The following is a 25192-nucleotide window of genomic DNA, read 5'->3' as shown; positions in this document are numbered from 1 at the left end:
GAATGGCGGGGCGGGGCCTTTGGCGGATTGCCCCGCCACCATAATTCGCCTACATAGCGGGCAAATTTCCCTTCCGATGCGGAGCATTCCTTTATGGCACGTCAGTTCATCTATCACATGGCCGGGCTCAACAAGGCCTACGGCAACAAGAAGGTCCTGGAGAACATCCACCTGTCGTTCTATCCGGACGCGAAGATCGGTATTCTCGGCCCCAACGGCGCCGGTAAGTCGACGGTTCTCAGGATCATGGCCGGCCTCGACCATGAATATACCGGCGAAGCCTGGGTCGCCGAGGGCGCGACCGTCGGCTATCTGCCGCAGGAACCGCAGCTCGATGCACAGAAGACGGTGCTCGAGAACGTCATGGAAGGCGTTGCCGCCAAGAAGGCTATCCTCGACCGCTACAACGAGCTGATGATGAACTATTCCGACGAGACGGCGGAAGAAGGCGCAAAGCTCCAGGACGTCATCGACAGCCAGAATCTCTGGGATCTGGACAGCCAGGTGGAAATGGCGATGGACGCGTTGCGCTGCCCGCCGGGCGATGCGGAGGTCACCAATCTCTCGGGCGGTGAGAAGCGCCGCGTCGCGCTCTGCAAGCTGCTGCTCTCGCAGCCGGATCTCCTTCTGCTCGACGAACCGACCAACCATCTCGACGCCGAGACGATCGCCTGGCTCGAAAAGCACCTGCGCGAATATCCCGGCGCCGTGCTGATGATCACCCACGACCGCTACTTCCTCGACAACGTCACCGGCTGGATCCTCGAACTCGACCGCGGCCGCGGCATTCCCTACGAGGGCAATTATTCCGCCTATCTGCAGGCGAAGTCCAAGCGCATGGCGCAGGAGGGTCGCGAAGAGGCCACTCGCCAGAAGGCAATCAGCCGCGAGCAGGAGTGGATCGCTTCGAGCCCGAAGGCCCGCCAGGCAAAGTCGAAGGCGCGTATCCGTGCTTATGACGAGCTGGTCAAGGCGGCGGCCGACCGGCGTCCAGGCGACGCGCAGATCATCATTCCGGTCGGCGAGCGTCTCGGCCAGGTGGTGATCGAGGCGGAAAACATCTCCAAGGGCTATGACGACCAGTTGCTGATCGAAGGCCTGAACTTCAAACTGCCGCCCGGCGGCATCGTCGGTGTCATCGGTCCGAACGGCGCCGGCAAGACGACGCTCTTCCGCATGATCACCGGCCAGGAACAGCCCGACGAAGGCGCGGTCCGCATCGGCGACAGCGTCCAGCTCGGCTATGTCGACCAGAGCCGCGACGCGCTCGACGGAAGCAAGACTGTCTGGGAGGAAATCTCCGGCGGCAACGACGTCATCAAGCTCGGCAAGCACGAGGTCAACTCGCGCGCCTACTGCTCGTCCTTCAACTTCAAGGGCGGCGACCAGCAGCAGAAGGTCGGTACGCTCTCCGGCGGCCAGCGCAACCGCGTGCACCTCGCCAAGATGCTGAAGGCCGGCGGCAACGTCATCCTGCTCGACGAACCGACAAACGACCTCGATACCGAAACGCTGGCGGCGCTCGAGGACGCGCTCGAAAACTTCGCCGGCTGCGCCGTCATCATCAGCCACGACCGCATGTTCCTCGACCGTCTTGCGACCCATATCCTCGCCTTTGAGGGCGACAGCCATGTCGAATGGTTCGAAGGCAATTTCGAGGACTACGAAAAGGACAAGATCCGGCGCCTCGGCCCGGATTCGGTCAATCCGAAGCGGGTGACCTATAAGCGCCTGACGCGCTGAGGCCTGAGCGGTCGAGGAGAGCGCAGACGGGGCAGGTTTCCCGTGCAACGGATCGTTGCGCTTTCGCCTGCTCATCGGTGCTCGTCACAGGAATGCAGCACGCCCAAGTCCTGGGCGCAGAAAACGCGTTGCTGTTCCGTACCGCTCTCCTAGGCTCAGCCCGCTTGAAGCCAGCCACAGCGCCGACGCGCCGTGGCTGAATTCCTGTGCCTTGCACGGGAATGAGCGTGGATGGCCCGGCTTGGGTCCCGACAGGAGTGCGGCCTCGTCGCATTCGATGATGGCGGAGATTTTCCGCCGTCCCAGCTATCTTCCGCGCGCCATTCCATTGTCTTTCCGCGCAAATTCGCTTGCACGCGTCTCGCAAATTACATAAAGATATCTTTATGTGTTGATGAGGAGACGATAGTGAGCCGAGGAACGCTTTGGTTGGACGCGTTGGTCGACGTTTTGAAGGCGGCGGGTGAGCCGACGCGAATGCGCCTTCTCGCGCTGCTTTCCGCCAGCGACCTCACCGTTACCGATCTTACCGAAATTCTCGGCCAATCGCAGCCGCGTATTTCCCGGCATCTGAAGCTGCTGGCCGAAGTGGCGCTCATTGATCGCTATCAGGAAGGGGCGTGGGCCTACTTCCGCCTGCGGCAAGAGGGGGGGCGCGTCGCTCTGGTGCGCGATCTCCTGGCAGCAGCCGCGGATGAAGACGCCATTCTCGCCAAGGATGCGGCGCGGCTGGCCGTCCTGAAGCGGCAGCGTGCCGAGAAGGCGCAGGCCTATTTCAGTCGTAACGCCGCCGGATGGGATGAACTGAGACGGCTGCATGTCAGCGAAGGCGATGTCGAAGCCACGCTGAAGGCGATGGTCGGCGACGAGCCGGTCGAGAGCCTGCTCGATCTCGGCACCGGCACGGGGCGCATCCTGCAGCTTTTCGAGGGTATCTACCGGCGCGGCATCGGCGTCGACGCCAGCCGCGACATGCTCGCCGTGGCGCGGTCCAATCTCGATAAAGCCGGGATCACGAAGGCGTCCATCCGCCACGGCGACATTTTCAATCTGCCGCTGGATGGCCAGGCTTTCGATCTCGTGACGATCCATCAGGTGCTGCATTTCCTGGAGGAGCCGGAAGCGGCGATCACCGAGGCCGCGCGTATGCTCGCGCCTGGCGGCCGGCTCGTCATCATCGATTTCGCGCCGCACGGGCTTGAGTATCTGCGCGACGAGCACGCCCATGCGCGCCTCGGCTTCTCCCATCAGGCGATGGCCGACTGGCTGCAGAAGGCAGGCCTTGCGCTGGAAAAAACAACCGACCTCGCGCCGGAAGGTGCGGACGAGGGCAAACTGACAGTGACGATCTGGCTGGCGCGCGATCAGCGCGTTGCCGATCACATCGCCGATATGCCGCGTCAGCGCGTTCAGGCAGGGGGAGTTTGAGAATGGCAACACGCACGCTTTATCCGGCCGAGCGCGGCAATCTCAGGCTGTCATTCGAGTATTTTCCTCCGAAGACGGACGAGATGGAGGCACAGCTCCTCCAGACCGTGGCCGACCTCTCCGTTTTCAACCCCGCCTTCGTCACCGTGACCTACGGTGCCGGCGGCTCGACGAAAGCCCGCTCGCTGACGACCGTCAGGCGGATGATCGGCGAAATGGGCATCGGGAACACTGCGGCCCATCTGACCTGCGTCGGCGCCCCAAAGGCCGATGTCGATGCGGTGATCGAGGAGTTCCTTGCCTTCGGCGTCCGGCATTTCGTGGCCCTTCGGGGCGACCCGCAGGGCGGCATCGGCAGCGCCTACCAGCCGTTTCCGGGCGGTTATGAAAACGCCGCCGCCCTCGTGAAGGCCTTGCGTGCCCGAGGCGACTTCGAAATCGCGGTCTCGGCCTATCCGGAAAAGCACCCGGAGAGCCCGGATGTCGCCGCCGACATCGACATGCTGAAGCGCAAGGTCGACAACGGCGCGACGCGGGCGATCACCCAGTTCTTTTTCGACAACGATGATTTCGAGCGCTATCTGGAGCGGGTGCGGCGGGCTGGCGTCCGGGTGCCGATCGTGCCAGGAATCCTGCCGATCAACAATCTCACGCAAGTGCAGAGATTCGCCGGCCTGTGCGGAGCGCGGATTCCGCAGGCGATAATTTCGCGGCTCGCCCATCTTGAAGAGCAGCCGGCCGAGCGGTTCAAGGAAGCGACCCACATTGCCGCCGAGCAGATTGTCGATCTTGCGCGGCGCGGCGTGCGCGACTTCCATCTCTACACGATGAACCGCTCGCCGCTTGTCACGGCGGTTTGCGACCTGGTCGGCTATGCGCGTGCACCGGCACAGGAGACCGCCGTCGAACTCCCGATCAAGGCGGTCGCAAGGGCATAGATATAGATAGTGCCGGCGGGCGCGCAGTGTCGGAACAGAGAGAAAGCCCATGAACGGATCAACGTTCATGGGCTTTGGTCATTATCGCAGCCTATTGACCGGTACTCTATGAGAGGCCTGCCTGACTAATCTTGCTGCAAATGGATTTTCCGGAATTAAAGTCCCGTCTCCGTATGGACTTGTCAGCGGCCCTGCTCAGACAAAAAGCATTACGGCCACGAATGCAAACGCTGCACTGATCATGAGGACATTCAACGAATGTGTAAGTCCCATAAGCTGATCCTCCCTGCGTTGACGGGTAAAACATAGGGCGAAAAAGCGGCGCGTGAAAGCGAAACTTGTGCTGCGCTGCGAAATGCGCCTGATCGAGAAACCATATTCACAGGTCTAACTGCTCGAAATCGCTCAGCAATTTCCGTTGCCACATTTTTTTCACAATTGCTTCGCAGCGGTTAATATGAACGTTTGTAATGCTGCGTGAGCGGGGCGTGGCGTGGCGGCGAGAGCCGTTTTGATTCTGTTTCAAGCCGAATATCGAAGTTTCAGGATGCGTCCGTCGAGGACCGTGAGACCGGTCGCAATCAGGGCCATGCCGGCGACGTCCATCGCCTGCAGCGTTTCGCCTAGGAAGAGATAGCCAAGCAGGATGGCGCTCGGCGGCACCAGGAGAGTGACAAGCGAAGCATTCGTCGCGCCGGCTTCCGCCATGACCCGGAAATATAGAATATAGCCGTAGGCGGTGGAGACAAGGGCAAGCCCGAGGATCGCGAGCACAGCGGTCATCGGCGGCATGGGCAGTATCCAGGGCGTATCGGCAAGGGCAGCGATCGGCAACATCATGAGTGTCGATGCCGTCAGTTGTCCGGCTGCCGTGACGGGCGGCGCCAGATTGCGGAAGCGCTTGCCGTAGGTTGCCGCGAGACCGTAGCTCACGGCAGCGAGCACGGGCAGGACGAGCGCCCAAAGCGGAATCGTGGTGGAATGGCCGACAAGACCCGCGAGCGCGCTCGGCCCGACAAGCACGATGGTGCCCGCCAGTCCCAGCAGGCAGCCGCTGATCTTGGAGGCGCTCAGTTTCTCGTCGTCCGTCGCCATGTTGGCGATCAACACGGTCCAGACCGGAGTCGTGGCGTTCAGGATCGCGGCGAGCCCTGCGCCGATATGGGTCTGGCCGAGGAAGATGAAGGCGTGCGGAATGGCGTTGTTGATCAATCCCATCAACAGGAATTCGGGCCAGCGTTCCTTCAGCGCCGGATAGATGTCGTAGCGGCCGCGAATGTAGATGTGGAGAGCAAGTGCGGCGAGACCGAGGCGCAGGAGAACCAGCGTGAAGGGCGGCACATGGGCGACAGCCACCCGCGCGAAGAAAAACGACCCACCCCAGATGATACCGAGCAGGGCCAGGAGCGCCCAGTTGCGCATCGTCATCTGTGTGTTGATCGGTGAATTCATGATTGTGCCTGCGCCGTTCAGCAAATTGACGCGCAAGCCCTAATACGGCGAAGCGGGTGGTGCCACCCGCTTCTTGCTCGCGTTCGACTGTTTTCGAGCCCGTCCCGGCTTGTCCGATGACGAGCGGAGTTCTACAGCGCCGTGCGTCTTTTCAGACGCACAAAGATCGCCATTGCACTTTGAGTTGCTGCTTGTTTTTGTCCTTAACTCGGCTTCGACCTAAGGGAACATGCAGCAGATCAGAGCGCGCCCAGGAGCTCCGGCGTGGCCCAGCCGTCCGCGGGCAACCCCAGCTTCAGCTGCTCCTTCTGCAGCGCAGTGCGCGTGCCGGAGCCGAGAATGCCGTCGATCTTGCCGACGTCGTGGCCGAGGGCCTGGAGCCGCGTTTGCAGCGCTTTCATCTCGACATCGCCGAGGCCCGGCTCCGGATTGCCGCCCTGGTAGGGCGGGGCGCCGGCAAGGCGGGTGGCAAAATAGGCTGCGGAAGTCGTATAAATGAACGACTGATTCCACTCGAGATAGATGTTGAAGTTCGGATAGGTCAGGAAGGCGACGCCCTTGCGACCTTGCGGCACCACGAGGGATGCTTCAAGGCCGCTGTTGGCGGTGTTGCCGTCGCGCGGCGTGACGCCGAGCGCGAACCAGTCTCCCGCCGTCATGCCGGATTGCAGCCCGGTCTTCTCCCATGGCAGGTTCTCCGGGACGCTGACTTCCTGAATCCAGGGCTGGCCGGCCTTGAAGCCGAGGCTCTGGATGAATTTTGCCGCCGTGAGGATGGCATCCGATGAACTTTTCTTCAGATTGACGTGGCCGTCGCCGTCGCCATCGACGCCATAGGCGATGATGTCTTCCGGCAGCATCTGCACCTGGCCGATCTCGCCGGCCCAGGCGCCGGTGGTCGTCGCCGGGTCGAGGTCGCCGTGCTGCACCATTTCGATCGCGGCCAGCAGCTGCGGGCGGAACATTTCCGGGCGACGGCAATCATGCGCCAGCGTCACCAGCGCATTACGCGTGTTGAAATCGCCCTGGACCGCGCCGAAATCCGTCTCCATCGCCCAGAAGGCAGTGATGACCGGCGCCGGCACGCCGAATTCGCTTTCCGCCCGAGCGAAGACGTCGGCATATTCCCTCATCTTCTGCGCGCCGATATCGAGCCGGGCCTTGCTCACGGTGCGCTTGGAAAATTCGGTGAACGTCTGCTTGAACACGCCCTGAGCGCGGTCGCGGCTCAGAACCTTCTGGTCGATCGCGGCGCCGGCGAGAGCGCGGTCGGCGCCATCGGCCGGAATACCCTTGGCAACTGCCTCAGCCTTGACGCCCTCGAGAAACGTGGCGAGATCGCCGCCGCAGGCCACGGCTGGCGTCTGCGGTTGGGTCTGCGCCAGCGCCGAGGTGCCGGTCAGCGCGAGCAGTCCGAGAGTGAGAAGGGCTTTTTGGGCTGCGCCAGTCATCATAGTTCCTTTCTGTCGCCGGTCGGTCTCAGTCGGCCGGCGAGCCTGCAATCTGTCTACTGCATGTTTCCTTGGACCGGCGGCGATCCAAGGAAATATGCAGCGATTCCGAGTGCTACAGCGACCGTTGCGCGTCTGAACACCGCACGGCGCTGTAGGGATCAAATCTGCCCAAGCTCTCTCAGAGCATTATGACCGAATGAAGAAATGAGGGGCTTCCACGACCAAATCCGAACAGCAATTCCCGTCTATCTCGCCCGGGAAACCGCCGCGACCCACTTCTGCCAGTTTTTCGCGGACCCGGCGAAGGCATTGATGTCCGTGCTTCCCTGGATACCGGGGATGACGCCGGTGCTGGTGTATTGCCAAAAGGCCCAGCGGCGCTCCACATAGACCTCGCCCGGATGCTTGGCAACGGAGCGGACCCAGAAGTGATAATCCTTGAACTGGTCGACGAGATTGTCGCGATGGAAGTCAACGGACGTATAGATGATCGGCCGCTTGCCGTAATGCGCTTCCAGCCGGTCCATGAAGCGCTTCATTTCGGCGCGCACGGTCTCGGGCGAGGGGCGATAGCGGCAGGTCTTCGATTCGCCGTTCCATTCGACATCGAGCACCGGCGGCAGATAGACCGCGCTCTTTGGCACGTTGGAGATGAACCAGTCGGCCTGGGCGTCAGCGGTCGAGCAGAAGTAATAGAAGTGGTAGGGCGCGTAGGGAATCCCGGCGGCGCGCGCCTGCTGCCAATATTCGTTGAAGCGCGTATCCACCCTGTCCTTGCCTTCGGTCGCCTTGATGAAGGCAAAGGAGACGCCTGAATTCTTCACCCTCGCCCAGTCGATGTCGCCGTTCCACTTGGACACGTCGATGCCGTGAACGTGATGACCATGCGGCGTGCGACCGCCGAAATCCTGCGGGTCGGTATCCCGGAACCGCGGCGATATCGAAGCGGTCTGGACCAGGTCGTAGTCGGTTGAGGTGCAGGCGGAAAGAATGGTTGCGATAGGCAGCAAAGCCAGGAGAAGCCGGCGCATGAGTTTCCCGTTTCGAGACGATCGACGATCCTGCCTCACGCGATGGCTTCCATGATGATGATTTTCCCCTCGGAGGCGTGCCCCATTTTCACCATAACATCGTAAAAATTGAGTTAGCTCAAGTGGGGATTGCGACGGGACGAACGCTTCGGTGTCGCTGGCGCGAGCGCTTGCCTCGCCGGCGATGCGTCGAGTGTTATCAGGCCCCGTTCCGGTCCGGGCGGCGGTAGACGGCCAGCCAGGCATATCCCCGGCCGATCGACTTCAGTTCGAGCACCGCTCCGTTTCTATCGGCCTTGTCATGCAGGACGTCGAAAAGCACTTCACGAGGCGTCACGTGAAAGCGCCGGAGCCACGCCTGGAGCAGGCGGCGGAAGCCGCCGGGCCAACCCTCCTGCTGGCCGAAGTCGGCGATGTGAAGCGAGCCGCCCGGGTTGAGCGCCCCGATCGCGGCATCGAGCGACCGCTCCCATTCGGGGATCATCGAGAGCGCATAGGAAATGACGATCCGGTCGAAACCCGGGAGGTCGAAAGCGGCGGGTGCGAAATTCGTCGCATCGGCGACGCGCAAGGTCACGTCCGACCGGCCCTGCCGCCGAAGCTTTGTCCTCGCCGTGGCGAGCATTTCTGCAGAAATATCGAGACCGAACAGCCGGGCGTCCGGATAGAGCTCGCCGATCATGGCGAGGTTGCGGCCCGTGCCGCAGCCGACTTCGAGCACGGAGGCGCCCGACGGCGGGTTGAGCTCACGGATCAGCGTGTCGCGCCCGAAGAGATAATATTTCCGCGTAAAATCATAGATGTACCGCTGATAGCGGTACATCTGGTCCATAAGGCGGGCGTGATTGTTTTCCAAGGGCTGGGCGGCGCTCATGCTTTCTTCCGGTAGACGTGGAAGCCGCCGTAGATGGCCGAACGGTCCTCGGCGCCGAGCTTGACGGACGTCTCGGCATCGTAGTGCCACTGGTCAAGCAGTGCGGCGGAGACGCGGCCCGGCAGGATGCTTGCTTCCGCGGCCGTGCGGAAGATCACCATGGCCCCGGCATCGGCGGTGCGCGTGATCTCCGTCCAGAGATCGTTCAACTGGCGATCGGTCATCCAGTCCTGCGCGTCGAGCAGGACGTAACGATCGACGGACGAAGCGGCCTTGCCGGCAAGCAACTCGGTGAAGCTTGCGTGGTGCACTTGGACGCGTTCGGCATGGTTGCGGATCGCCTCGTGGTTCTGGGCTTGCAGATAGGCCGGCAGCTCACCTTCGTGGGCCTGCGGATAGCGTCGGGCGAATGCCTGCCAGGCGAAATAGTTCTCGCGAAGCGGAAAATGGCAGGTGAGCTTCTCAAGACGGTGGCGCAGCACCGCGGCCAGCGACTTCTCCTCGCTCAGGCTCGCCAGTTCGTCGAACTGCTGCGGCGGGATGCCGAGGCCGAAAAGCGAGCTCTTGCGGCTGGTGATCCAGCGGATGACGGGACGGTCGAACAGCGGCGCGAGCTTGTCGTCGAAGAACTGACGCTGTTCGCGCATGGAGCGCGCCTTGACGAAGTCTTGCGGGTTGATGCCGTGAAGACGGGCGAGCAGATGACTGGCGGCAATGAAGCGGCCGAGCAGGCCGGTGCGATAGATGTTGCGGCCGAAGACGCCGATGCGGCGGCGTCCGTTGAGTGCGCGGCCGTTCCAATAGGCGCGGGTCGCGGCATCGAGTTTCGGGGCGAGGAAGAGATCAAAGGCCTGTACGTTCGACCGAGTGCCGGTTTCCCCGAGAAACCGTACGACATCCTTATGGCTCGGCAGGTGGCGGAAGGCCGCGAGTTTCAGCCGGTTCAGTGCGATGTGGTGTGGATTGAGATCGACGACATCGATACGAGCGGGGCCGGCAGAGAGATAGGTCAGCATGTTGCAGCCGCCGGAGCCGATCGTCACGAGGCGGTGTCCGGGGCGGATCTGCATTGCCGTCATGTCGACGATCGGGTCTTCCCAGATCTGCGGATAGACGAGCCCGGAGAAGAGCAGCCCGAACAGGCGTTCCGACAGGCCGGCGAGGGAGAGGGGCTTGTGCTGCAGCAGCGCGCTTTTCAGCTTCGGGTTCTTCCTACCAAAGCCGGCATCGGGAGCGAGTTCGGTCATCTTTGCCTGTCATCCAGTTGAAACTTAGCCGCTTCTAAAGTGACTCCGCTACACTTTGATGACGGGGTTTCGCACAGGCGCGAGCTTTCCAAAGGGCTTTTCCTTTCGCCAGAATCCTGTTTCTCTCAAGGCTGTTGCGTGCCCTATGCGCGTGCATGCAGTAGAGCCCGGGAGGATGCGAATGAGACGTTTGCTGAAGACTATCGCCGGGGCGGTGGTCGTCGGTCTTGCGGGTATCGGCGGCTGGCTGGCGCTGTTTCCGCCGGACCTTCTGAAGGTCGGTGACGGCTATGCCGCCAAGATCGTCTGCTCCAACGTCTTCATTGCCAAACGCGATCCGCAGGCCGTCCTTGCGGAAGACGTGCAGGCACCGGGCCACCCGCTCCTGAAGTTTGTGCGTGTCTCTGTTGACCGGGACCGGGAGACAGTGACGGCGCGCATATTCGGCTTTGCCGCGCCTGGCCGAGCGGTCCATAGACCGGGATTTGGCTGCACCAATTTCGACGACGGCGGCGCGCATGCGCTTGCAGGCTCTGCAAGCGAGACAAGGGGTGCGACGGGAGCATCGGCCGCTCACGATCCGGCGCTCGGCTGGCCCGACGGCAGCAAGGCCGATATCGATCCGGCAATTCAGAGCGTCATCGAGGATGCCAGCCTGGCGGGGCCAGGCATAAGGGCGATAGCCGTCGTGCGCGACGGCCGGCTGGTGGCCGAAACCTATGGCCCCGGCTTTGACCGGGCAACGCCTCTGCTCGGCTGGTCGATGACGAAGTCCGTGACCGCGGCGCTGATCGGTCTGCGGATCGGCGAGGGGAAGATGGACGCTGCGCGCGGCGACCTGCTGCCCGCCTGGAGCGGCGACGATCGATCGCAAATCAAGCTTGCGGACCTGCTGGCGATGCAGAGCGGGCTCGCGTTCAACGAGGACTATGGCGATGTGACCGACGTCACGCGCATGCTCTATCTCGAATCTGATATGGCCGGCTTCGTTGCATCCAAGCTGCTGGAGGTGCCGCCGGGCACGAAATTCCGCTATTCGAGCGGTACCAGCAACCTTCTGTCGCGGCTCTGGATGCAGACGTTCGACGATCCGGCCGAAGCACTTGCCTATCCGCGAAAGGCGCTCTTCGCCCCACTCGGCATGACGAGCGCGGTCATGGAGACCGATGCGAACGGCACTTTCGTCGGCTCTTCTTACATGTATGCGACGGCGCTGACTGGGCGCGCTTCGCCCAGTTTCTGCTCGAGGACGGAAGCTGGAAGGGCAGGAGGCTTTTGCCCGAGGGCTATGTGTCCTTCATGCGGACGCCATCGGCGGCTTCCGGCGGCGATTATGGTTCGGCCCAGGTCTGGCTGCAGGAAAACGGCATTCGCGCCGGGACGGGCAGCTTCCCGCCGGACACGTTCTGGATGCTCGGGCACGACGGACAGGCGATCATGATCGTCCCCTCGCTGCGGCTGGCGGTCGTCCGTCTCGGCCTTACACCATCGCGACTCGGTTACGATGTGCAGAAGCTGAACGCCAAAATAATAGAGGCGCTCGATTGAGCGCCTCGGATGTCGAAGCCGTGTTGCTTGCGGAAGGCGCCCTCGCCACGCCTTCGTCAGAAGCGCAAAAGACGCAGTAGCACTTTGAATTGCTGCATGTTCCTTGAACCGCTTACGATTTAGGAAACATGCAGTAGCGCTTACCGCATGTCGAGCTCGTCGAGCATGCCCTTGCGCTTGGCGTGGTAATAATAGCCGCTGGCGTAGAGCTTCACCGCGCCATCATGCTGGTTGTCGGCCACCATCCAGGCGCCGCGCAGATACCGGGTCGCGTATTTGAGATTGGTTTCCGCGTCGAAGAGGCCCTCGGCCGGTCCTTCATAACCAAGGCCCTTGGCGGTGTTGTAACGGATCTGCATCAGGCCGTAGTTGCCCTTGCTGTAGGCGCGGGGATTGTAGTTGCTCTCGCGCTTGACGACCCGATGCACCAGCTCCAGCGGAATACCGTTCAGCTCGGCATAGTACTTGATCAGCCGGTCGAGCTCGGGCCGCGAGCTGGTCGGCGTTTTCGAGAACTTCATCGAATCGGGAATGACGCTTGCGACTGCGCCGACGGCCGAGCCGATCACGCTCGTGTTCGGCCGTGCGGTCGGAACGATCATCCTCCTTGCGACCAGCGTTTCCAGACCGACCGGCTCGCCCGTGTCGAAATCGGATTCCATGGCGGCAGCGACACCCAGGAAGGGCACGGCCGAGGGCCCGGCGTCAGCAGGCTTTTCGGCAAGCTCGGCCGATGCAAGGGGCTGTGCGGCGGGCGCCACCATCGCCACCTCGAATGCCTGGCCCGGTTTGGCCACGGGAACGGCGACCCGCTGCGGTGCCGCAAAGGCCAATGTCGTGTCCGTTGCCGGAGTGACGCCTGTCGCGGTTTCCGTCGCGGCCGACAGCGTTGCCGTTGTCGTGGCGGCGACTGGGATCGCCTGTGCTGCAAGCGCACTCGAAGCGGTGGTCGCCACCCCGTCCGGCGTCGGAAGGGCATAGGCCGTCATTTCCGTTCCGGGCTTCGCTATGGGCGTGACAGTCTGCACGGCGGTCAGTTCTTCAAGCGACGTATGCTCTACCGTGGAGCACCCCGAGGCCATGGCCACCGATGCCAAGGCAGCGGCAGTAAATGCCCGTTTTGAAAGGGAGATACGGAATATCGCCATAGTGTCACTTTCGTGCTTCTGGGCCCCGTAGCCCCCCGCAAATCAGTGGATGCCAACCACCGCGCTTGAATCTCCATTAACCGATGCCGTTGGTTGCGGCAAGCGTAGGGGCGATTTTCACGACGCGATCCGCTTCAGGCCGGCCGTCAGCAGCCCGGCGCCGATGAGCAGCGAACCGCCGGTGCGGTTGACCACGCGGCGAACATTTGGCCTGCGGATCGAGTTCCGCGCAGCCGAAGCGAGAAAGGCATAAAGCGCTGCATTGAACGTTGCGAGCACGAGGAACGTGGCCTCGAAAATCGCCATCTGGGCAAAAAGCGGCCGCGACAGATCAAGGAACTGCGGCAGGAAGGCGACGAAGAAGATGATGCTTTTCGGGTTGAGCGCGGTGACGGCATAGGCGTGCAGGAAGATGCGCAACGGCCGTTCCGTCGAGGCTGTGCCGTCGGCATCCTGATCTTCACTGCCGACCGGTGCCCTCCAGAGCTTGATGCCGAGCCAAACGAGGTATGCGGCGCCGACCCATTTCAAGAGGGTGAAGATGGCGGCCGACGTGGCGAGCAGCGCGCCAAGGCCGAGCATCGAGGCGGTCATGGCGGTGAAGTCGCCAAGGGCGACGCCGGCGACCGTCGCGCCGGCGGTCTTCCGGCCATGGCCGAGGGAGTAGGAGATCACAAGCAGGATGGTGGGGCCGGGGATGGCGAGCAGCACCGCCGAGGCGGCGGCAAAGGCAAACCAGTTTTCGAAGGACATGAAAAGACTCCGCGCTTGAATGGCTCTCTTTCCTGGGTAGAACCCGGAGGGAGCCACGCAAGCGCGGAGCCGTCAACTGTGCGGGCGCTGCTTAGCGCGGGAAGTATGTGCGGCTTTCCGTCCGCATCCCGCGCTAACTTCTTAGAAGCGATCACGTTTATGATTTCAGGTCGATCCGACCTGAAATCACCGTGATCTAGTCGGCCGCTTGCCACTTCTGGCCGATGACATCCATGACATCGCCGAACCACTTGGCCGACGTGTCGAAATGCTTGCCGCCCTTGATGCGCGGGAACTCGATCGTGCGCAGCTTGCCGCCCTGGTCCTCGTCATGGCCGGTGACGCCGGAGACCTTGTTGAGGGCGCTTTCGACCGCGAGGTCGACCATGCTCTGGATCAGGCGCAGGTCGTCGCCATTGGCGGGCGCGGAGCGGGCATAGTAGCCGGACTTCTGCACCATCGAGCGTTCGGCGCCGAGAAGGGCGGCGAACTGCTTGGAAAACCAATTGCCGACGTTGATCGTATCGATTTTCACATGGCCGAAAGCGTCACGCTTGACCGTCTCGCCGGCCGCCTCTCGCTCGGCGACGATCGCGTCGAGGCAAGCGCCTTCGCTGACGAACAGGGTGACGAAGCCGGCGCGGTCCATGACTTCACGCAGACGCTCGGCCTCGGCCTCGAGGTCGAACTTCATCTCCGGCAGGTATAGCCCGTCGATGTTCTTCAATTGCGCGTTCATCATAAAGCCGTCGACATAGTCCTTGTCTCCGGCCATCTGGATATAGGAGCGTGCGGTTGCCGCCGTGAGCCACCCGCAGTGGCGGCCCATGACTTCGTGGACGACGAGGGTGCGCGGCGCCGCGCTCTGCTCGTTGCTGACGTGGTCGAAGAAGCGCGCACCGTATTCGGCCGCGGTCCAGGCGCCGAGCGTCTGGCGAATAGGCACCACGTCGTTGTCGACCGTCTTCGGCAGGCCGACCACCGTGAGATCGTAGCCGTTGGCACCGAGATAGGCGGCAAGATCGGCCGCCGTCGTATTGGTGTCGTCGCCGCCAATCGTGTGCAGGATCGTCACGCCGTCGGAAGCCAGCCTTTCGGCAGCAACACGAAGCGGGTTCTGACCTTCCTTGACCAGGCCGCGCTTCACGCAGTCGGCGGTATTGGTGAGCTTCACGCGGCTGTTGCCGATCGGCGATCCGCCATGGCGATGAAGCACATGCGCCTTCTCGCGCATTTCCGGGGTAATTTCGATACGGTCGGCGAGAAGCAGGCCCTGATAGCCGGAGCGGTAGGCGACGAGTTCGTAGTCGGGCGCGATGTCCGTATACCGTTCGATCAGGCCGCCGACAGCGGATGAAAGGCAGGGGGCAAGCCCGCCCGCCGTCAGCATTGCGACTTTCTTCTTGGCCATGGTTCCTCCTCGGCGATTCGGCACTGGCTGGCGGCTCATCAGAGCCAATCACATTCATGATCCTTGCTTATTCAAGGACACCGTGGTCTAGCGCAAATCCGATGGAAGTTAAATGACAGGCCTGTGGATGCGCGAAAAGTTCGGGCATGGTTGCGGCGTAAACCGCGTCGCGTCGCCTTGGCGATGCGGGCTTTCAGTCGCGCCAGATTTTTTTGCCTGATCGCAATTTCACCGGAATCGAACGCGTTTATGCCGCACCGAAATCGGTTGAGATTTACGGCGATATGATTTATTGAGGGGCCATCACAACTCCGTCATCTAGGACATTTCCGGCTGCCGGCCGCTTGCAATTTGCCACCACATCGGGTCATGCTGCTGGTGGACAGGGAAAAATCGCACATATGTCATTCTGGGACAGCCTGCTGAAAATCGTCACGGCCACCGGAAACGCGCTTGCAGGCGTGGTGGAGGCTGTTCGCACCCTCTTTGAAGGAGATCCGGAAACCCGGCGCAAGGTCGCGTTCTCGGTCGCCATGATCGCCCTTTCGGCGAAGATGGCGAAGGCCGACGGGATCGTCAGCGAGAACGAGGTTGCCGCTTTCCGCGATATCTTCAAATTTCCCGCCGATCAGGCGCGGAACGTTGCGCGTCTCTACAACCTCGCGCGTCAGGACGTTGCGGGCTACGAGGCCTATGCCGAAAAGATGGCGTCGCTGTGCTCCTCCTGCGAGAAGAACTGCCCGATCCTCGAGGACATTATCGACGGACTCTTCCATATCGCGAAGTCCGATGGCGCTGTCCACGAGAAGGAACTGACCTTCCTCATGCGCGTCGCCGAGATCTTCAAGATGGACGAGGAGCATTTCCAGCGCATCATGGCGCGTCATGTTCATCTCTCAGGCGACCCCTATGAGGTGCTGGGCGTATCGCCGAAGGACGACTTCGCCAAGATCCGCAGGCGCTATCGCGTGCTCGTGTCCGAGAACCATCCGGACATGCTGGTGGCGCGCGGCGTTCCGGAAGAATTTCACGCGATCGCCAACGATCGCATGGCCGCGCTCAATGCGGCCTACGAGGCGATCGAGAAAGAACGCCGCGCCGCATGACAGCGAAGACATGCGATTTTCCCGGTGCGCGTCTCGTGCCGTCGCCGAACCACGGCGAGCGGGCGGGCGGTCGCAAGCCGGATATGATCCTGCTGCACTACACCGGTATGGAGACGGCGGTCTCGGCGCTCGACTGGCTTTGCCGCGAGGAAAGCCAGGTTTCCAGCCACTACTTCATCCACGAGGACGGGCGCGTCGACCAACTTGTCGCGGAGGAGCGGCGGGCCTGGCATGCGGGAAAAAGCTTCTGGAAAGGCGAGACGGACATCAACTCGTGCTCGATCGGCATCGAGATCGCCAATGCCGGCCATCCGGGCGGCCTGCCGGAGTTCCCTGAAGCGCAGATCGAAGCGGTCGTCGAATTGTGTCGGGACTGTGGCCGACGCTGGTCTATCGCCCCGGAAAGGGTGCTTGCGCATAGCGATGTCGCGCCGATTCGCAAGGTCGATCCCGGAGAAAAATTTCCCTGGGATGTGCTGCATGCCAAGGGGGTCGGTCACTGGGTAGAACCGACGCCGGTCGGCGGCGGCCGGTTTTTCCAGCGCGGCGACCGTGGGCAGCCCGTCGGGGCAATCCAGTCGCTCTTGTCACTCTACGGCTACGGTGTTGAAGTAACAGGCGATTTCTGTGAAAAAACCGAGGGCGCGGTGGCGGCTTTCCAGCGACATTTCCGTCAGGCGAGGGTGGACGGAATCGCCGATGTTTCGACCATCGACACCCTTCACAGGCTGCTTTCCGCGCTCCCGAATCTCAGCGTTTAGGCAGCGATTTTTGGGTGCGCTAATTTAGCGCGCTCTTCACTTTCCTGCGCGATTTTTTTGTGTTGCCACATGTTTACCATGATGGCCCCTTCATTTTCCCTGCATCAACTGCAGGGGATGCGGCGCGACCGCGCGGCTCTTTTGTCAATGAAAACGATCGGGAAATTCGGTCGGGTAGCGGGGTGCGCCGCCCGGGCGGTTCCCCAGACCGGAGACTTCAAACTACATGAGAATATCGTCTGTTGCTGCGGTGGCGGCATGCCTTGGCATGTTCTTCACCGGGATGGGTACGTCGTACGCGGGGGGCGTCGACAAGACCATCAAGACCTCTGCCCTTCCGTCGGCCACCAGAACGACAGGCTATCCGAAACCAGACCTGACATTATCGCCCGTCTCCCAATACACCATTCTCATCCAATCCTACGCAAAACAATATGGCGTCCCCGCCGGTCTCGCCCATGCCGTCGTGCAGGTCGAAAGCAACTTCGACGCCAGCGCGCGCGGCAGTTCCGGCGAAATCGGCCTCATGCAGATCAAGCCCGCCACCGCCCGCATGATGGGCTATTCCGGTTCCGCCAAAGACCTCTACGATCCGGAAACCAACATCAAGTTCGGCATGATGTACCTCGCGAAGGCGCGCGAGCTTTCGGACGGCACCACCTGCGGAACCATCCTGAAATACAACGCCGGTCATGCCGCCAAGCGGATGAATCCGGTATCGAAGCGCTATTGCGGCAAGGTCCGGACGATCCTGAACGAGACCTGATCCTCGGTCCCGGGGGGCGGCTTCGTCCCCGAACTGACATATGACTTGCCTTGGAGCGGTTCCGATCCGAGGCTTGGCCGGATAGGTCTCGCGTTCCGGCATACCGTTAATTCCCGATGGAATTCGGTGCCATTGTTAGTGCGGTATGTTATCCCCGACGGAAGCGAACAGTCGGGAAGTGGCATGTCGGAGAACTTTGATTTCGCCGTCGTCGGCAAGGGCATGATGGGTGCTGCGGCCGCGCGGCATCTGAGCGGTGCCGGTGCAAGCGTTGCGCTCATCGGCCCCGACGAGCCGGAAGATTGGGCCAACCACGGCGGCGTTTTCGCCAGCCACTACGACAATGCCCGCATTACCCGCACGATCGACGACGATCCGGTCTGGGCCCGTCTTGCCCGCCGTTCAATCGATCGCTACGCGGAGATCGCCGGCGAGAGCGGCGTCGACTTCTACGCGGAGGTCGGTTGCCTGATCGCCGCGCCGGCGCCAGGCGGCGAATTCGACTATCTGGAGAACGTCGGACACGCCCGTGACAGGCTCGGCGTCGAGGCGCCGCTGATTTTGGGCGATGATCTCGCTCAGCGCTTTCCCTGGTTTCGTTTCCCCAAGGGCTACGGCGGTATTCATGAGGCGCGGGGCGCGGGCCACATCAATCCTCGGGCGCTCGTGCTGGCGCAGACGATCCTTGCCGAAAGATCGGGCGCACGCGTCATCCGTTCCGAGGTGGCTGCCGTCGAGGAGAATTCGGATCATGCCGTCGTTACGACTGCCGACGGTCAAACGGTTCGGGCGGGGCGTGTCCTTGTCGCTGCCGGCGGCTTTTCGCTGTCGAAGGCGCTGCTGCCGCGGCCGATCGATCTCGCCGTGAAGGCGCGCACGGTGCTTTTTGCCGAGATCGCCGCCGAGGATCTCTCGAGTTTCGAGGGCATGCCATCGCTGATCGGCGCGGCTCCGGAGCAGGAGCGGAGCTATTATCTGCTGCCGCCGGTTGCCTATGCCGACGGCAAACACTACATCAAGATAGGCGGCGACCCGACCGACCGGCTGCTCGCGAGCGAACCGGCGGTGAGGGAATGGTTCCGCAGCGGCGGTAATGCGCCCGCGGCCGATCATTTGCGTGGCTTGCTTGCCGGAGTGATGCCGGGCTTCCAGCCTGTTTCGACGCATTTTGCGCCTTGCGTCACGTCGTTCACGCGCCACGGCTATCCCTATATCGGCTTTGCCAGCGATCGCGTCGCCGTCGTCACCGGCGGCAACGGTCAGGCCGCCAAGAGTTCCGACGAGATCGGCCGACTCGGTGCCGTGCTCGTCCTGAACGGGCATCTCGATGCCCCCGAATACGAGACCGATTTTGCGGTTTCGTACCGCTGACCGATCTACAGCGCCGCGCGTCCGATCGGACGCGCTAAGATCGCTGTAGCACTTTGAAGTGCTGCATGATTTTGTCCTTAAATCGATTCCGATTGAAGGAATCACGCAGTAGGCAAGCGGATCCGGGCAAGCGAAAGTGAAATCACCGATTTCTCTGGCGCTTGCCGCTTTGGTCAGTTAATGACCCCTCTGCCAGTTGGCCGGGCAGCCGCGCCCCGCAAGCGCCGAAAGGCCGCGGGGGGAGGAAAGTCCGGGCTCCACGGAGACACGGTGCCGGATAACGTCCGGCGGGGGCGACCCCAGGGAAAGTGCCACAGAAAGCAAACCGCTTCGCTTCGCGGAGTAAGGGTGAAAGGGTGGGGTAAGAGCCCACCGCGGACATGGCAACATGGACGGCACGGCAAACCCCACCGGGAGCAAGACCGAATAGGGATGACACGGGCGCGCGAGCGTCCAGCCGGTTTCCAGGCGCGTCATCCGGGTGGGTTGCAAGAGGCTGCGCGCAAGCGCAGTCCCAGATGAATGGCTGCCACGTTCCGTTCCTTCGGGGGCGGGACCATACAGAACCCGGCTTACAGGCCAACTGGCAATTTTTCTTCCATACCTTTTCGCGCGTCGACGTCCGGCGGCGCGTCGACCTTTTCCTTCTCCTTGAAACGAATCAGCTGGCAAAGGCCCATTGGCCGGCCCGCCCGGTCCCGGGCGGTTTCGCACGGGATTCCAATGGATTAGGGTTCCGATCGTAACCCTTTGTTAAACTTAACAACCTATCAATATTTGATCATCCGCGAGGCTTATTACGAGCTTCTCCCATTGACGCCCATATGGTCCCATGTTATCCCATAATGGTACTGCGCAAGGGCCGTGTCGTGGCCCATCATCGCAAAATTCCAAGGCTCCTTCCTCGGAAGGATTAGGCGGGCGCGCTTGTGTCCGGCGGGGGTCTTTTGTGCGCGCAGGCAGGTGTTCGCGCGGGTCGATGATCATGGCCCGTCAGTCGGAGGCGGCCGTTTCGCGTCATGAACCGCTTCTTGTCACATGCAACGAACCGGATCGATGCAAAGGGGCGGGTCTCCGTGCCTTCGGCGTTCCGTGCCGTGCTTTCGGATGGAGGCGTCCGGGAGTTATACTGCTTTCAGGACTTCGTCTTTCCGGCGATCAGCGTCGGAGGGCCGGAGCTTCTGGACCGGTTCGAGAAGCAGATGGCGGCCGAGGATCCGTTTTCGGATGCCGCCAACCAGATGTCGCTCCTCGTTCATGGGGGCGGCGTCTTTGTGAAGCTCGACCCGGAGGGCCGGTTGATGGTGACGGATTTCATTCGCGACTTCACCGGCATCTCGACCGATGTGACTTTTGTCGGCCGGGGCGATCATTTTCAGCTCTGGGAGCCGCAGGCGTTTGCGAGGGCGCAGGCGGAGGCCCGGGAAGGGCGCAAGTCACGGGGGTTGCGTCCGGAATAGAATGGAGAGGCGGAATGGTGACGGATCAAGGCGGCGGAGTTTCTGAAGCCGACGGCGGACCGGTTCGTCACATTCCCGTCCTGTTGAGCGAAGTGCTCGCCGCCCTCGATCCCGCGCCCGGCAAGATCGTTCTCGACGGCACTTTCGGTGCCGGCGGCTACACGTCCGCCATCCTGAAAGCAGGCGCCGACGTGATCGCGCTCGATCGCGATCCGACGGCGATTGCCGCCGGCCAACCGCTCGCCGCTGCCTCCGAAGGGCGGCTCACGCTCGTTCATTCCCGTTTTTCCGATCTCGCCGAGCACGCGCCGGCAGAGGGGCTTGATGGCGTCGTGCTCGATATCGGCGTCTCGTCCATGCAGATCGACGAGGCGGAGCGCGGCTTCTCGTTCCAGAAAAAGGGCCCGCTCGATATGCGCATGTCGGCCGCCGGCGTCTCCGCAGCCGATGTCGTCAACCGCGCCAAGGTCTCCGATCTCATTCGCATCTTCGGGTTCCTCGGCGAAGAGAAGCAGGCGGGCCGCATTGCCCGCGCCATCGAGAAGCGCCGCGCAGAGGCGCCGTTCGAAACGACGCGCGACCTCGCCAACCTCATCGAGACGGTGACGCCGCGCAAGGCCAAGGACAAGATTCATCCCGCGACCCGCGTCTTCCAGGCGCTTCGCATCTTCGTCAACGACGAGCTCGGCGAACTTGCCAATGCGCTTTTCGCGGCTGAGCGGGTGTTGAAGCCCGGCGGGCGCCTCGTCGTGGTCACCTTTCATTCTCTCGAAGACAGGATCGTCAAGACATTCTTCCAGGACCGATCCGGCAAGGCGGCAGGATCCCGCCACCTGCCGATGGTCGCTGCCCGCGCCGCAACCTTCACGCCAGTTGGCAAGCCTATGATTGCAGCCAGCGAGGAAGAAGCGTCCCGCAATCCGCGCGCCCGGTCCGCCAAGCTCAGGGCCGGCATCCGCACGGAGGCCCCATCGCCGGGAGACGATCTGTCCATTTTCAATCTGCCGGAACTGGCGAGCCTTGCGAAACTGGGGGGCTGAGAAAGATGCTGCGAACGCTCGACATTGTCCTGATCGTCGTCATGACGGCAGCCGCCACGGTGACCTATACGATCAAGCACCAGGCCGAGAACAAGCGCGAGGAGGTCCGCCGGCTCGATGCGGCCATCAAGCTTGAGGAAGACACGATCGATCTGCTGAGGGCGGACTGGGCGCTGCTGACCCAGCCGAACCGGCTGGAGCGCCTCGTCGCCGCCTTCGCCGTCGACCTGCAACTCGCGCCGACGCCTTCGACCCAGCTCGCCCGGCCCGAGGAGCTTCCGATGTTGAAGGCGGATCTGCCGCAGCCGGAAGATGACAAGGCGGCTGAAGACGGCGTCGCTGCCGTCATCAAGACGGATGATATCGCAACAGGTTCGGTGGCGCGCTGATGTCGTTTCTCTCCCGTATCATGGTGCTGAAGAGCAAGGCGCATTTCTCGGCGGGCGGCAATAACCGCCCGTTCGATGGGGTCAACGTCACAATCCAGGGTACGCGCAAGAAGAGCGCCAGCCAGGCGAAGAACCGGGTCGCGATCGTTATTGCCAGCTTCGGCATCGTTTATGCGGTGATCGGCGGGCGGCTGGTGCAATACGGCATGGCGCAGCCGGAGACCGTCTCCTCGATCGGGCGCGCCGACAACCTTATGGCTTCGCGCCCCGACATTCTCGACCGCAACGGTGAGATCCTCGCAACCGACATCCGCACCGTGTCGCTCTATGCCGAGCCGCACAAGATCGTCGATGCCGACGAAGCGGTCGAGCGTCTGGCGACGGTTCTGCCCGATCTCAACGCCCGCGAGATCTACAACAAGCTCAAGTCGAAATCGCGCTTCCAGTGGCTGCGCCGGCAACTGACGCCGAAGCAGCAGAGCGAAATCCTGGCGCTCGGGATTCCCGGCGTCGGCTTCCGCCCGGAAAAGCGGCGCTTCTATCCCGGAGGTCCGACCGCCGCCCACATCCTCGGCCATGTCAATATCGACAACCGGGGCGTCGCGGGCATGGAGCGCTACATCGACAGCCAGGGCCTCGCCGATCTGGCGGCGATCGGCATGACAAGCGACGCGAAACTCGAGCCGGTCAAGCTTTCAATCGATGTGCGCGTCCAGAACATCGTGCGTGACGTCATTGACGCGGGCATGAAGAATTTCCAGGCGATTGCCGCCGGCGCGGTCGTGCTCGACGTCAATACCGGCGAAGTTCTGGCGATGGCCTCGGTTCCGGACTACGACCCGAACAAGCCGGTGGAAGGCGCCGAGGAAGGCTGGATGAACCGCATGTCGAACGGCACGTTCGAGATGGGCTCGACCTTCAAGACCTTCACGATCGCGATGGGGCTCGACTCCGGCAAGGTGACGCTCAACGACAGCTTCGATGCGACTGCGCCGATCCGCATCGGCGGCTTCACCATCAAGGATTTTCACGGCAAGCGTCGCGTGCTGACCGTTCCGGAGATCTTCCAGTACTCCTCGAACATCGGCACGGCCAAGATCGCCGATCTGGTCGGCATTCCCGGGCACAAGGAGTTCCTGACGCGCATCGGGCTCCTGTCGAAGCTGCCGACGGAGCTTCCGGAGGTCAAGACACCGAGCCAGCCGCGCGAATGGAAGAAGATCAATTCGATCACCATCTCCTTCGGCCACGGCGTTTCGACGACGCCATTGCAGACGGCGGTTGCCGGGGCGGCGCTGGTCAATGGCGGCAAGCTCATCCCGCCGACCTTCCTTCCGCGCACAGAGGAGCAGGCAAGCGAGCTTGCAACGGCGGTCGTCAAGAAGAGCACCAGCGAAGATATGCGCTTCCTGCTCCGCTGGAACGGCATCGCCGGTTCCGGCAAGCGGGCTCTCGTCCCCGGCTTCAACGTCGGCGGCAAGACCGGCACGGCCGACAAGGTGGTCAACGGCCGTTACGCCAGCGACCTGAACTTCAACGCCTTCCTCGCCGCGTTCCCGATCGACAATCCCAAATACATCGTGCTGACTTTCATCGATGCGCCGAAGACCGGCGAAGGCGGCGGGCGGACCGCGGGCTCCAACGCAGCGCCAATGGTGCGCGACATCATCAGCCGCTCCGCGCCGCTTCTCGGCGTCGAACCGAAATTTGGAGAAGACGGTTCTGCCTTGCTTGTGTCTTATTGACCGTGAAATGAGAATGCGGACGATTCGTCATCCGGCGGATCGATATCGATGCGAGACATGCAGTTCATGAAGATCAAGGACCTGGCGGGAGCAGCTTTCCCGGAACTTTCGGCGCAACTGAAGGGTGCTTCCTCGGATGTCGAGATCGCCGGCATTACGGCCGATAGCCGGCAGGTCAAGCCGGGCGACCTGTTCGTCGCCGTCGCCGGGACAAAGGCGAATGGTGCCGCCTATATCGCGGATGCTCTTTCGCGCGGGGCCGCGGCCGTAATCACCGCGGCTGGCGCCGAGGCGGAGGCCGGCGCGCCGGTGTTCGGGCTTTCGGAGCCGCGCCGCTTCCTGGCGAAGGCGGCAGCCGCTTTCTACGGGCGACAACCGGAGACCATGGTGGCCGTCACCGGAACGGCGGGCAAGACCTCCGTCGCCTCCTTCACGCGCCAGATCTGGGCGCATTCGGGCCTTGCGGCTGCGATGATCGGAACGACGGGCGTCGTGGCGCCCGGCCGCAACGACTATGGATCGCTGACCACCCCGGACCCGGTCTCGCTGCATAAGCTGCTTGCCGAACTCGCCGATGCGGGCGTGACCCATGCCGCAATGGAAGCCTCCAGCCACGGCCTCGACCAGCGCCGGCTCGATGGCGTGCGGCTTGCCGCGGCTGCCTTCACCAATCTCGGCCGCGATCACATGGACTATCATCCGACGGTCGAACACTACATGGCCTCAAAGATGCGTCTCTTCGGGGCGCTGATGCCCAAGGGCGCGCCGGCGGTGATCTTTGCCGACGATCAGTGGTCGGACCAGGCGATCGCTGCTGCCCGCAAGGCGGGCCAGGACGTCCGCACCGTCGGGCGCAAGGGCGAATTCATCACGCTGAAGCGCGTCGAGCATTTCCGCCACAAGCAGTCGGCGGAGGTGCATGTCGGCGACGATATCTTTGAAATCCATGTGCCGCTTGCCGGCGACTTCCAGATCGCCAACGCGCTGGTCGCCGCCGGTCTCGCCATGTCCACCGGCATCGGGGCCAAGGCGGCCTTCTCGGCGCTCGAGAAATTGCAGGGCGCGTCAGGACGCCTGGAACTCGTCGGGCACACCAAGGACGGCGCGCTCGCCTATGTGGACTATGCCCACAAGCCCGACGCGCTGGAAAACGTTTTGACTTCGGTTCGCCCATTCACGACCGGCCGCATCATCATCGTCTTCGGGTGCGGCGGCGACCGCGACAAGGGCAAGCGGCCGATCATGGGCGAGATCGCCACGCGGCTTGCCGATGTCGTCATCGTCACCGACGACAACCCGCGCTCTGAGGTGCCGGAAGTCATCCGCGCGGAGATCATGGCGGCGGCCAAGGGCGCGACCGAAATCGGCGACCGCGCGGAGGCGATCCGTACCGCCGTCGGCATGCTCAAGAGCGGCGACACGCTGATCGTCGCCGGCAAAGGACACGAGGAAGGACAGACGGTCGGTTCCGTGACCCTGCCGTTCTCGGACCACGAGGAAGTGCGCAAAGCATTGGGAGGGCTATGA

Annotated in this window: 20 protein-coding genes, 1 other RNA gene and 1 pseudogene; 14 read left to right on the top strand and 8 right to left on the bottom strand. The window is 62.6% G+C overall.

What is annotated here, in order from left to right; translation table 11 throughout:
* Positions 1–93 precede the first annotated feature (93 nt).
* The 3 genes from ettA to metF all read left to right on the top strand — a co-directional run bounded on the left by ettA (position 94) and on the right by metF (position 4109).
* Positions 94–1743 (top strand): energy-dependent translational throttle protein EttA, encoded by a 1650-nt coding sequence (gene ettA, locus QN224_RS16710; RefSeq protein WP_173509727.1) that lies wholly within the window; start codon positions 94–96, stop codon positions 1741–1743.
* Positions 1744–2148: 405 nt separating this feature from the next.
* Positions 2149–3171 (top strand): metalloregulator ArsR/SmtB family transcription factor, encoded by a 1023-nt coding sequence (locus QN224_RS16705; RefSeq protein WP_283977797.1) that lies wholly within the window; start codon positions 2149–2151, stop codon positions 3169–3171.
* A gap of 2 nt (positions 3172–3173) precedes the next feature.
* The gene (gene metF / locus QN224_RS16700) at positions 3174–4109 is read left to right on the top strand and encodes a methylenetetrahydrofolate reductase [NAD(P)H] (protein ID WP_283977602.1); all 936 of its coding nucleotides are present in this window, start codon (positions 3174–3176) and stop codon (positions 4107–4109) included.
* Between the two features lie 522 nt (positions 4110–4631).
* Here metF and QN224_RS16695 read toward each other — a convergent pair.
* The 5 genes from QN224_RS16695 to QN224_RS16675 all read right to left on the bottom strand — a co-directional run bounded on the left by QN224_RS16695 (position 4632) and on the right by QN224_RS16675 (position 10167).
* The gene (locus tag QN224_RS16695) at positions 4632–5561 is read right to left on the bottom strand and encodes a DMT family transporter (RefSeq protein WP_283977601.1); all 930 of its coding nucleotides are present in this window, start codon (positions 5559–5561) and stop codon (positions 4632–4634) included.
* Between the two features lie 239 nt (positions 5562–5800).
* Positions 5801–7012 carry a lytic murein transglycosylase gene (locus tag QN224_RS16690; protein WP_283977600.1) on the bottom strand — a complete coding sequence of 404 codons (1212 nt, stop codon included), beginning with the start codon at positions 7010–7012 and terminating at the stop codon, positions 5801–5803.
* Between the two features lie 248 nt (positions 7013–7260).
* Positions 7261–8046, bottom strand: coding sequence for a glycoside hydrolase family 25 protein (locus tag QN224_RS16685; RefSeq protein ID WP_269282190.1), 786 nt, complete (start codon positions 8044–8046; stop codon positions 7261–7263).
* A gap of 199 nt (positions 8047–8245) precedes the next feature.
* Positions 8246–8920: a class I SAM-dependent methyltransferase gene (locus QN224_RS16680; RefSeq protein ID WP_283977599.1), complete on the bottom strand. Its 675-nt coding sequence runs from the start codon at positions 8918–8920 to the stop codon at positions 8246–8248.
* Entirely contained in the window at positions 8917–10167 is a 1251-nt protein-coding gene (locus QN224_RS16675) for a DUF3419 family protein (RefSeq protein WP_283977598.1), read from the bottom strand. The genes QN224_RS16680 and QN224_RS16675 overlap by 4 nt, the downstream gene beginning before the upstream one ends.
* Before the next feature lie 181 nt (positions 10168–10348).
* Between QN224_RS16675 and QN224_RS16670 the strand changes: the two are divergent.
* Positions 10349–11715 (top strand): annotated as a pseudogene (locus QN224_RS16670) (serine hydrolase domain-containing protein).
* Positions 11716–11855: 140 nt separating this feature from the next.
* On the opposite strand, the gene QN224_RS16665 reads toward QN224_RS16670, so the two are convergent.
* The 3 genes from QN224_RS16665 to QN224_RS16655 form a co-directional block, all read right to left on the bottom strand.
* Positions 11856–12863, bottom strand: a complete 1008-nt coding sequence (locus tag QN224_RS16665) for a lytic transglycosylase domain-containing protein (protein WP_283977597.1) — start codon at positions 12861–12863, stop codon at positions 11856–11858.
* A gap of 117 nt (positions 12864–12980) precedes the next feature.
* Positions 12981–13616, bottom strand: a complete 636-nt coding sequence (locus QN224_RS16660; protein WP_283977596.1) for a LysE family translocator — start codon at positions 13614–13616, stop codon at positions 12981–12983.
* 196 nt (positions 13617–13812) lie between these two features.
* Positions 13813–15027, bottom strand: coding sequence for a pyrophosphate--fructose-6-phosphate 1-phosphotransferase (locus QN224_RS16655; protein WP_173509737.1), 1215 nt, complete (start codon positions 15025–15027; stop codon positions 13813–13815).
* A 401-nt stretch (positions 15028–15428) separates the two neighbouring features.
* Here QN224_RS16655 and QN224_RS16650 point away from each other — a divergent pair, with 401 nt between their 5' ends.
* The 10 genes from QN224_RS16650 (at position 15429) to QN224_RS16605 (ending at position 25192) form a co-directional block, all read left to right on the top strand.
* Positions 15429–16133: a DnaJ family molecular chaperone gene (locus QN224_RS16650; RefSeq protein ID WP_173509738.1), complete on the top strand. Its 705-nt coding sequence runs from the start codon at positions 15429–15431 to the stop codon at positions 16131–16133.
* Positions 16130–16894: an N-acetylmuramoyl-L-alanine amidase gene (locus QN224_RS16645; protein ID WP_283977595.1), complete on the top strand. Its 765-nt coding sequence runs from the start codon at positions 16130–16132 to the stop codon at positions 16892–16894. The genes QN224_RS16650 and QN224_RS16645 overlap by 4 nt, the downstream gene beginning before the upstream one ends.
* Before the next feature lie 226 nt (positions 16895–17120).
* Entirely contained in the window at positions 17121–17660 is a 540-nt protein-coding gene (locus tag QN224_RS16640) for a lytic transglycosylase domain-containing protein (RefSeq protein WP_173509740.1), read from the top strand.
* A 183-nt stretch (positions 17661–17843) separates the two neighbouring features.
* On the top strand, positions 17844–19031 hold the full coding sequence (locus QN224_RS16635; RefSeq protein WP_283977594.1) for an FAD-binding oxidoreductase: 1188 nt from the start codon (positions 17844–17846) through the stop codon (positions 19029–19031).
* Positions 19032–19223: 192 nt separating this feature from the next.
* Positions 19224–19622: RNase P RNA component class A (rnpB, locus tag QN224_RS16630), an RNA gene on the top strand.
* Positions 19623–20050: 428 nt separating this feature from the next.
* Complete coding sequence (gene mraZ, locus QN224_RS16625) at positions 20051–20491, top strand: division/cell wall cluster transcriptional repressor MraZ (protein ID WP_173509742.1); 441 nt, start codon at positions 20051–20053, stop codon at positions 20489–20491.
* Positions 20492–20505: 14 nt separating this feature from the next.
* The gene (rsmH, locus tag QN224_RS16620; protein WP_283977593.1) at positions 20506–21531 is read left to right on the top strand and encodes a 16S rRNA (cytosine(1402)-N(4))-methyltransferase RsmH; all 1026 of its coding nucleotides are present in this window, start codon (positions 20506–20508) and stop codon (positions 21529–21531) included.
* A 5-nt stretch (positions 21532–21536) separates the two neighbouring features.
* Positions 21537–21920: a hypothetical protein gene (locus tag QN224_RS16615; RefSeq protein ID WP_283977592.1), complete on the top strand. Its 384-nt coding sequence runs from the start codon at positions 21537–21539 to the stop codon at positions 21918–21920.
* A complete protein-coding gene (locus tag QN224_RS16610) occupies positions 21920–23665 on the top strand; it encodes a penicillin-binding protein 2 (RefSeq protein WP_283977591.1) in 1746 nt (581 codons plus the stop codon). The genes QN224_RS16615 and QN224_RS16610 overlap by 1 nt, the downstream gene beginning before the upstream one ends.
* A 66-nt stretch (positions 23666–23731) precedes the next feature.
* Positions 23732–25192, top strand: a complete 1461-nt coding sequence (locus tag QN224_RS16605) for a UDP-N-acetylmuramoyl-L-alanyl-D-glutamate--2,6-diaminopimelate ligase (RefSeq protein ID WP_283977796.1) — start codon at positions 23732–23734, stop codon at positions 25190–25192.

Origin of the sequence: Sinorhizobium sp. 7-81 (assembly GCF_030124405.1) — a bacterium.
Classification (GTDB): domain Bacteria; phylum Pseudomonadota; class Alphaproteobacteria; order Rhizobiales; family Rhizobiaceae; genus Sinorhizobium; species Sinorhizobium psoraleae.
Note: the sequence above shows the minus strand (reverse complement) of the source record. Positions and strands in the feature narration are given on the sequence as shown.

Excerpts from the sequence above, each read along its gene's own strand:
- ettA (WP_173509727.1), top strand. The coding sequence starts at position 94 with ATGGCACGTCAGTTCATCTATCACATGGCCGGGCTCAACAAGGCCTAC.
- metF (WP_283977602.1), top strand. The coding sequence starts at position 3,174 with ATGGCAACACGCACGCTTTATCCGGCCGAGCGCGGCAATCTCAGGCTG.
- QN224_RS16695 (WP_283977601.1), bottom strand. The coding sequence starts at position 5,561 with ATGAATTCACCGATCAACACACAGATGACGATGCGCAACTGGGCGCTC.
- QN224_RS16690 (WP_283977600.1), bottom strand. The coding sequence starts at position 7,012 with ATGACTGGCGCAGCCCAAAAAGCCCTTCTCACTCTCGGACTGCTCGCG.
- QN224_RS16685 (WP_269282190.1), bottom strand. The coding sequence starts at position 8,046 with ATGCGCCGGCTTCTCCTGGCTTTGCTGCCTATCGCAACCATTCTTTCC.
- QN224_RS16680 (WP_283977599.1), bottom strand. The coding sequence starts at position 8,920 with ATGAGCGCCGCCCAGCCCTTGGAAAACAATCACGCCCGCCTTATGGAC.
- QN224_RS16675 (WP_283977598.1), bottom strand. The coding sequence starts at position 10,167 with ATGACCGAACTCGCTCCCGATGCCGGCTTTGGTAGGAAGAACCCGAAG.
- QN224_RS16665 (WP_283977597.1), bottom strand. The coding sequence starts at position 12,863 with ATGGCGATATTCCGTATCTCCCTTTCAAAACGGGCATTTACTGCCGCT.
- QN224_RS16660 (WP_283977596.1), bottom strand. The coding sequence starts at position 13,616 with ATGTCCTTCGAAAACTGGTTTGCCTTTGCCGCCGCCTCGGCGGTGCTG.
- QN224_RS16655 (WP_173509737.1), bottom strand. The coding sequence starts at position 15,027 with ATGGCCAAGAAGAAAGTCGCAATGCTGACGGCGGGCGGGCTTGCCCCC.
- QN224_RS16650 (WP_173509738.1), top strand. The coding sequence starts at position 15,429 with ATGTCATTCTGGGACAGCCTGCTGAAAATCGTCACGGCCACCGGAAAC.
- QN224_RS16645 (WP_283977595.1), top strand. The coding sequence starts at position 16,130 with ATGACAGCGAAGACATGCGATTTTCCCGGTGCGCGTCTCGTGCCGTCG.
- QN224_RS16640 (WP_173509740.1), top strand. The coding sequence starts at position 17,121 with ATGAGAATATCGTCTGTTGCTGCGGTGGCGGCATGCCTTGGCATGTTC.
- QN224_RS16635 (WP_283977594.1), top strand. The coding sequence starts at position 17,844 with ATGTCGGAGAACTTTGATTTCGCCGTCGTCGGCAAGGGCATGATGGGT.
- mraZ (WP_173509742.1), top strand. The coding sequence starts at position 20,051 with ATGAACCGCTTCTTGTCACATGCAACGAACCGGATCGATGCAAAGGGG.
- rsmH (WP_283977593.1), top strand. The coding sequence starts at position 20,506 with ATGGTGACGGATCAAGGCGGCGGAGTTTCTGAAGCCGACGGCGGACCG.
- QN224_RS16615 (WP_283977592.1), top strand. The coding sequence starts at position 21,537 with ATGCTGCGAACGCTCGACATTGTCCTGATCGTCGTCATGACGGCAGCC.
- QN224_RS16610 (WP_283977591.1), top strand. The coding sequence starts at position 21,920 with ATGTCGTTTCTCTCCCGTATCATGGTGCTGAAGAGCAAGGCGCATTTC.
- QN224_RS16605 (WP_283977796.1), top strand. The coding sequence starts at position 23,732 with ATGAAGATCAAGGACCTGGCGGGAGCAGCTTTCCCGGAACTTTCGGCG.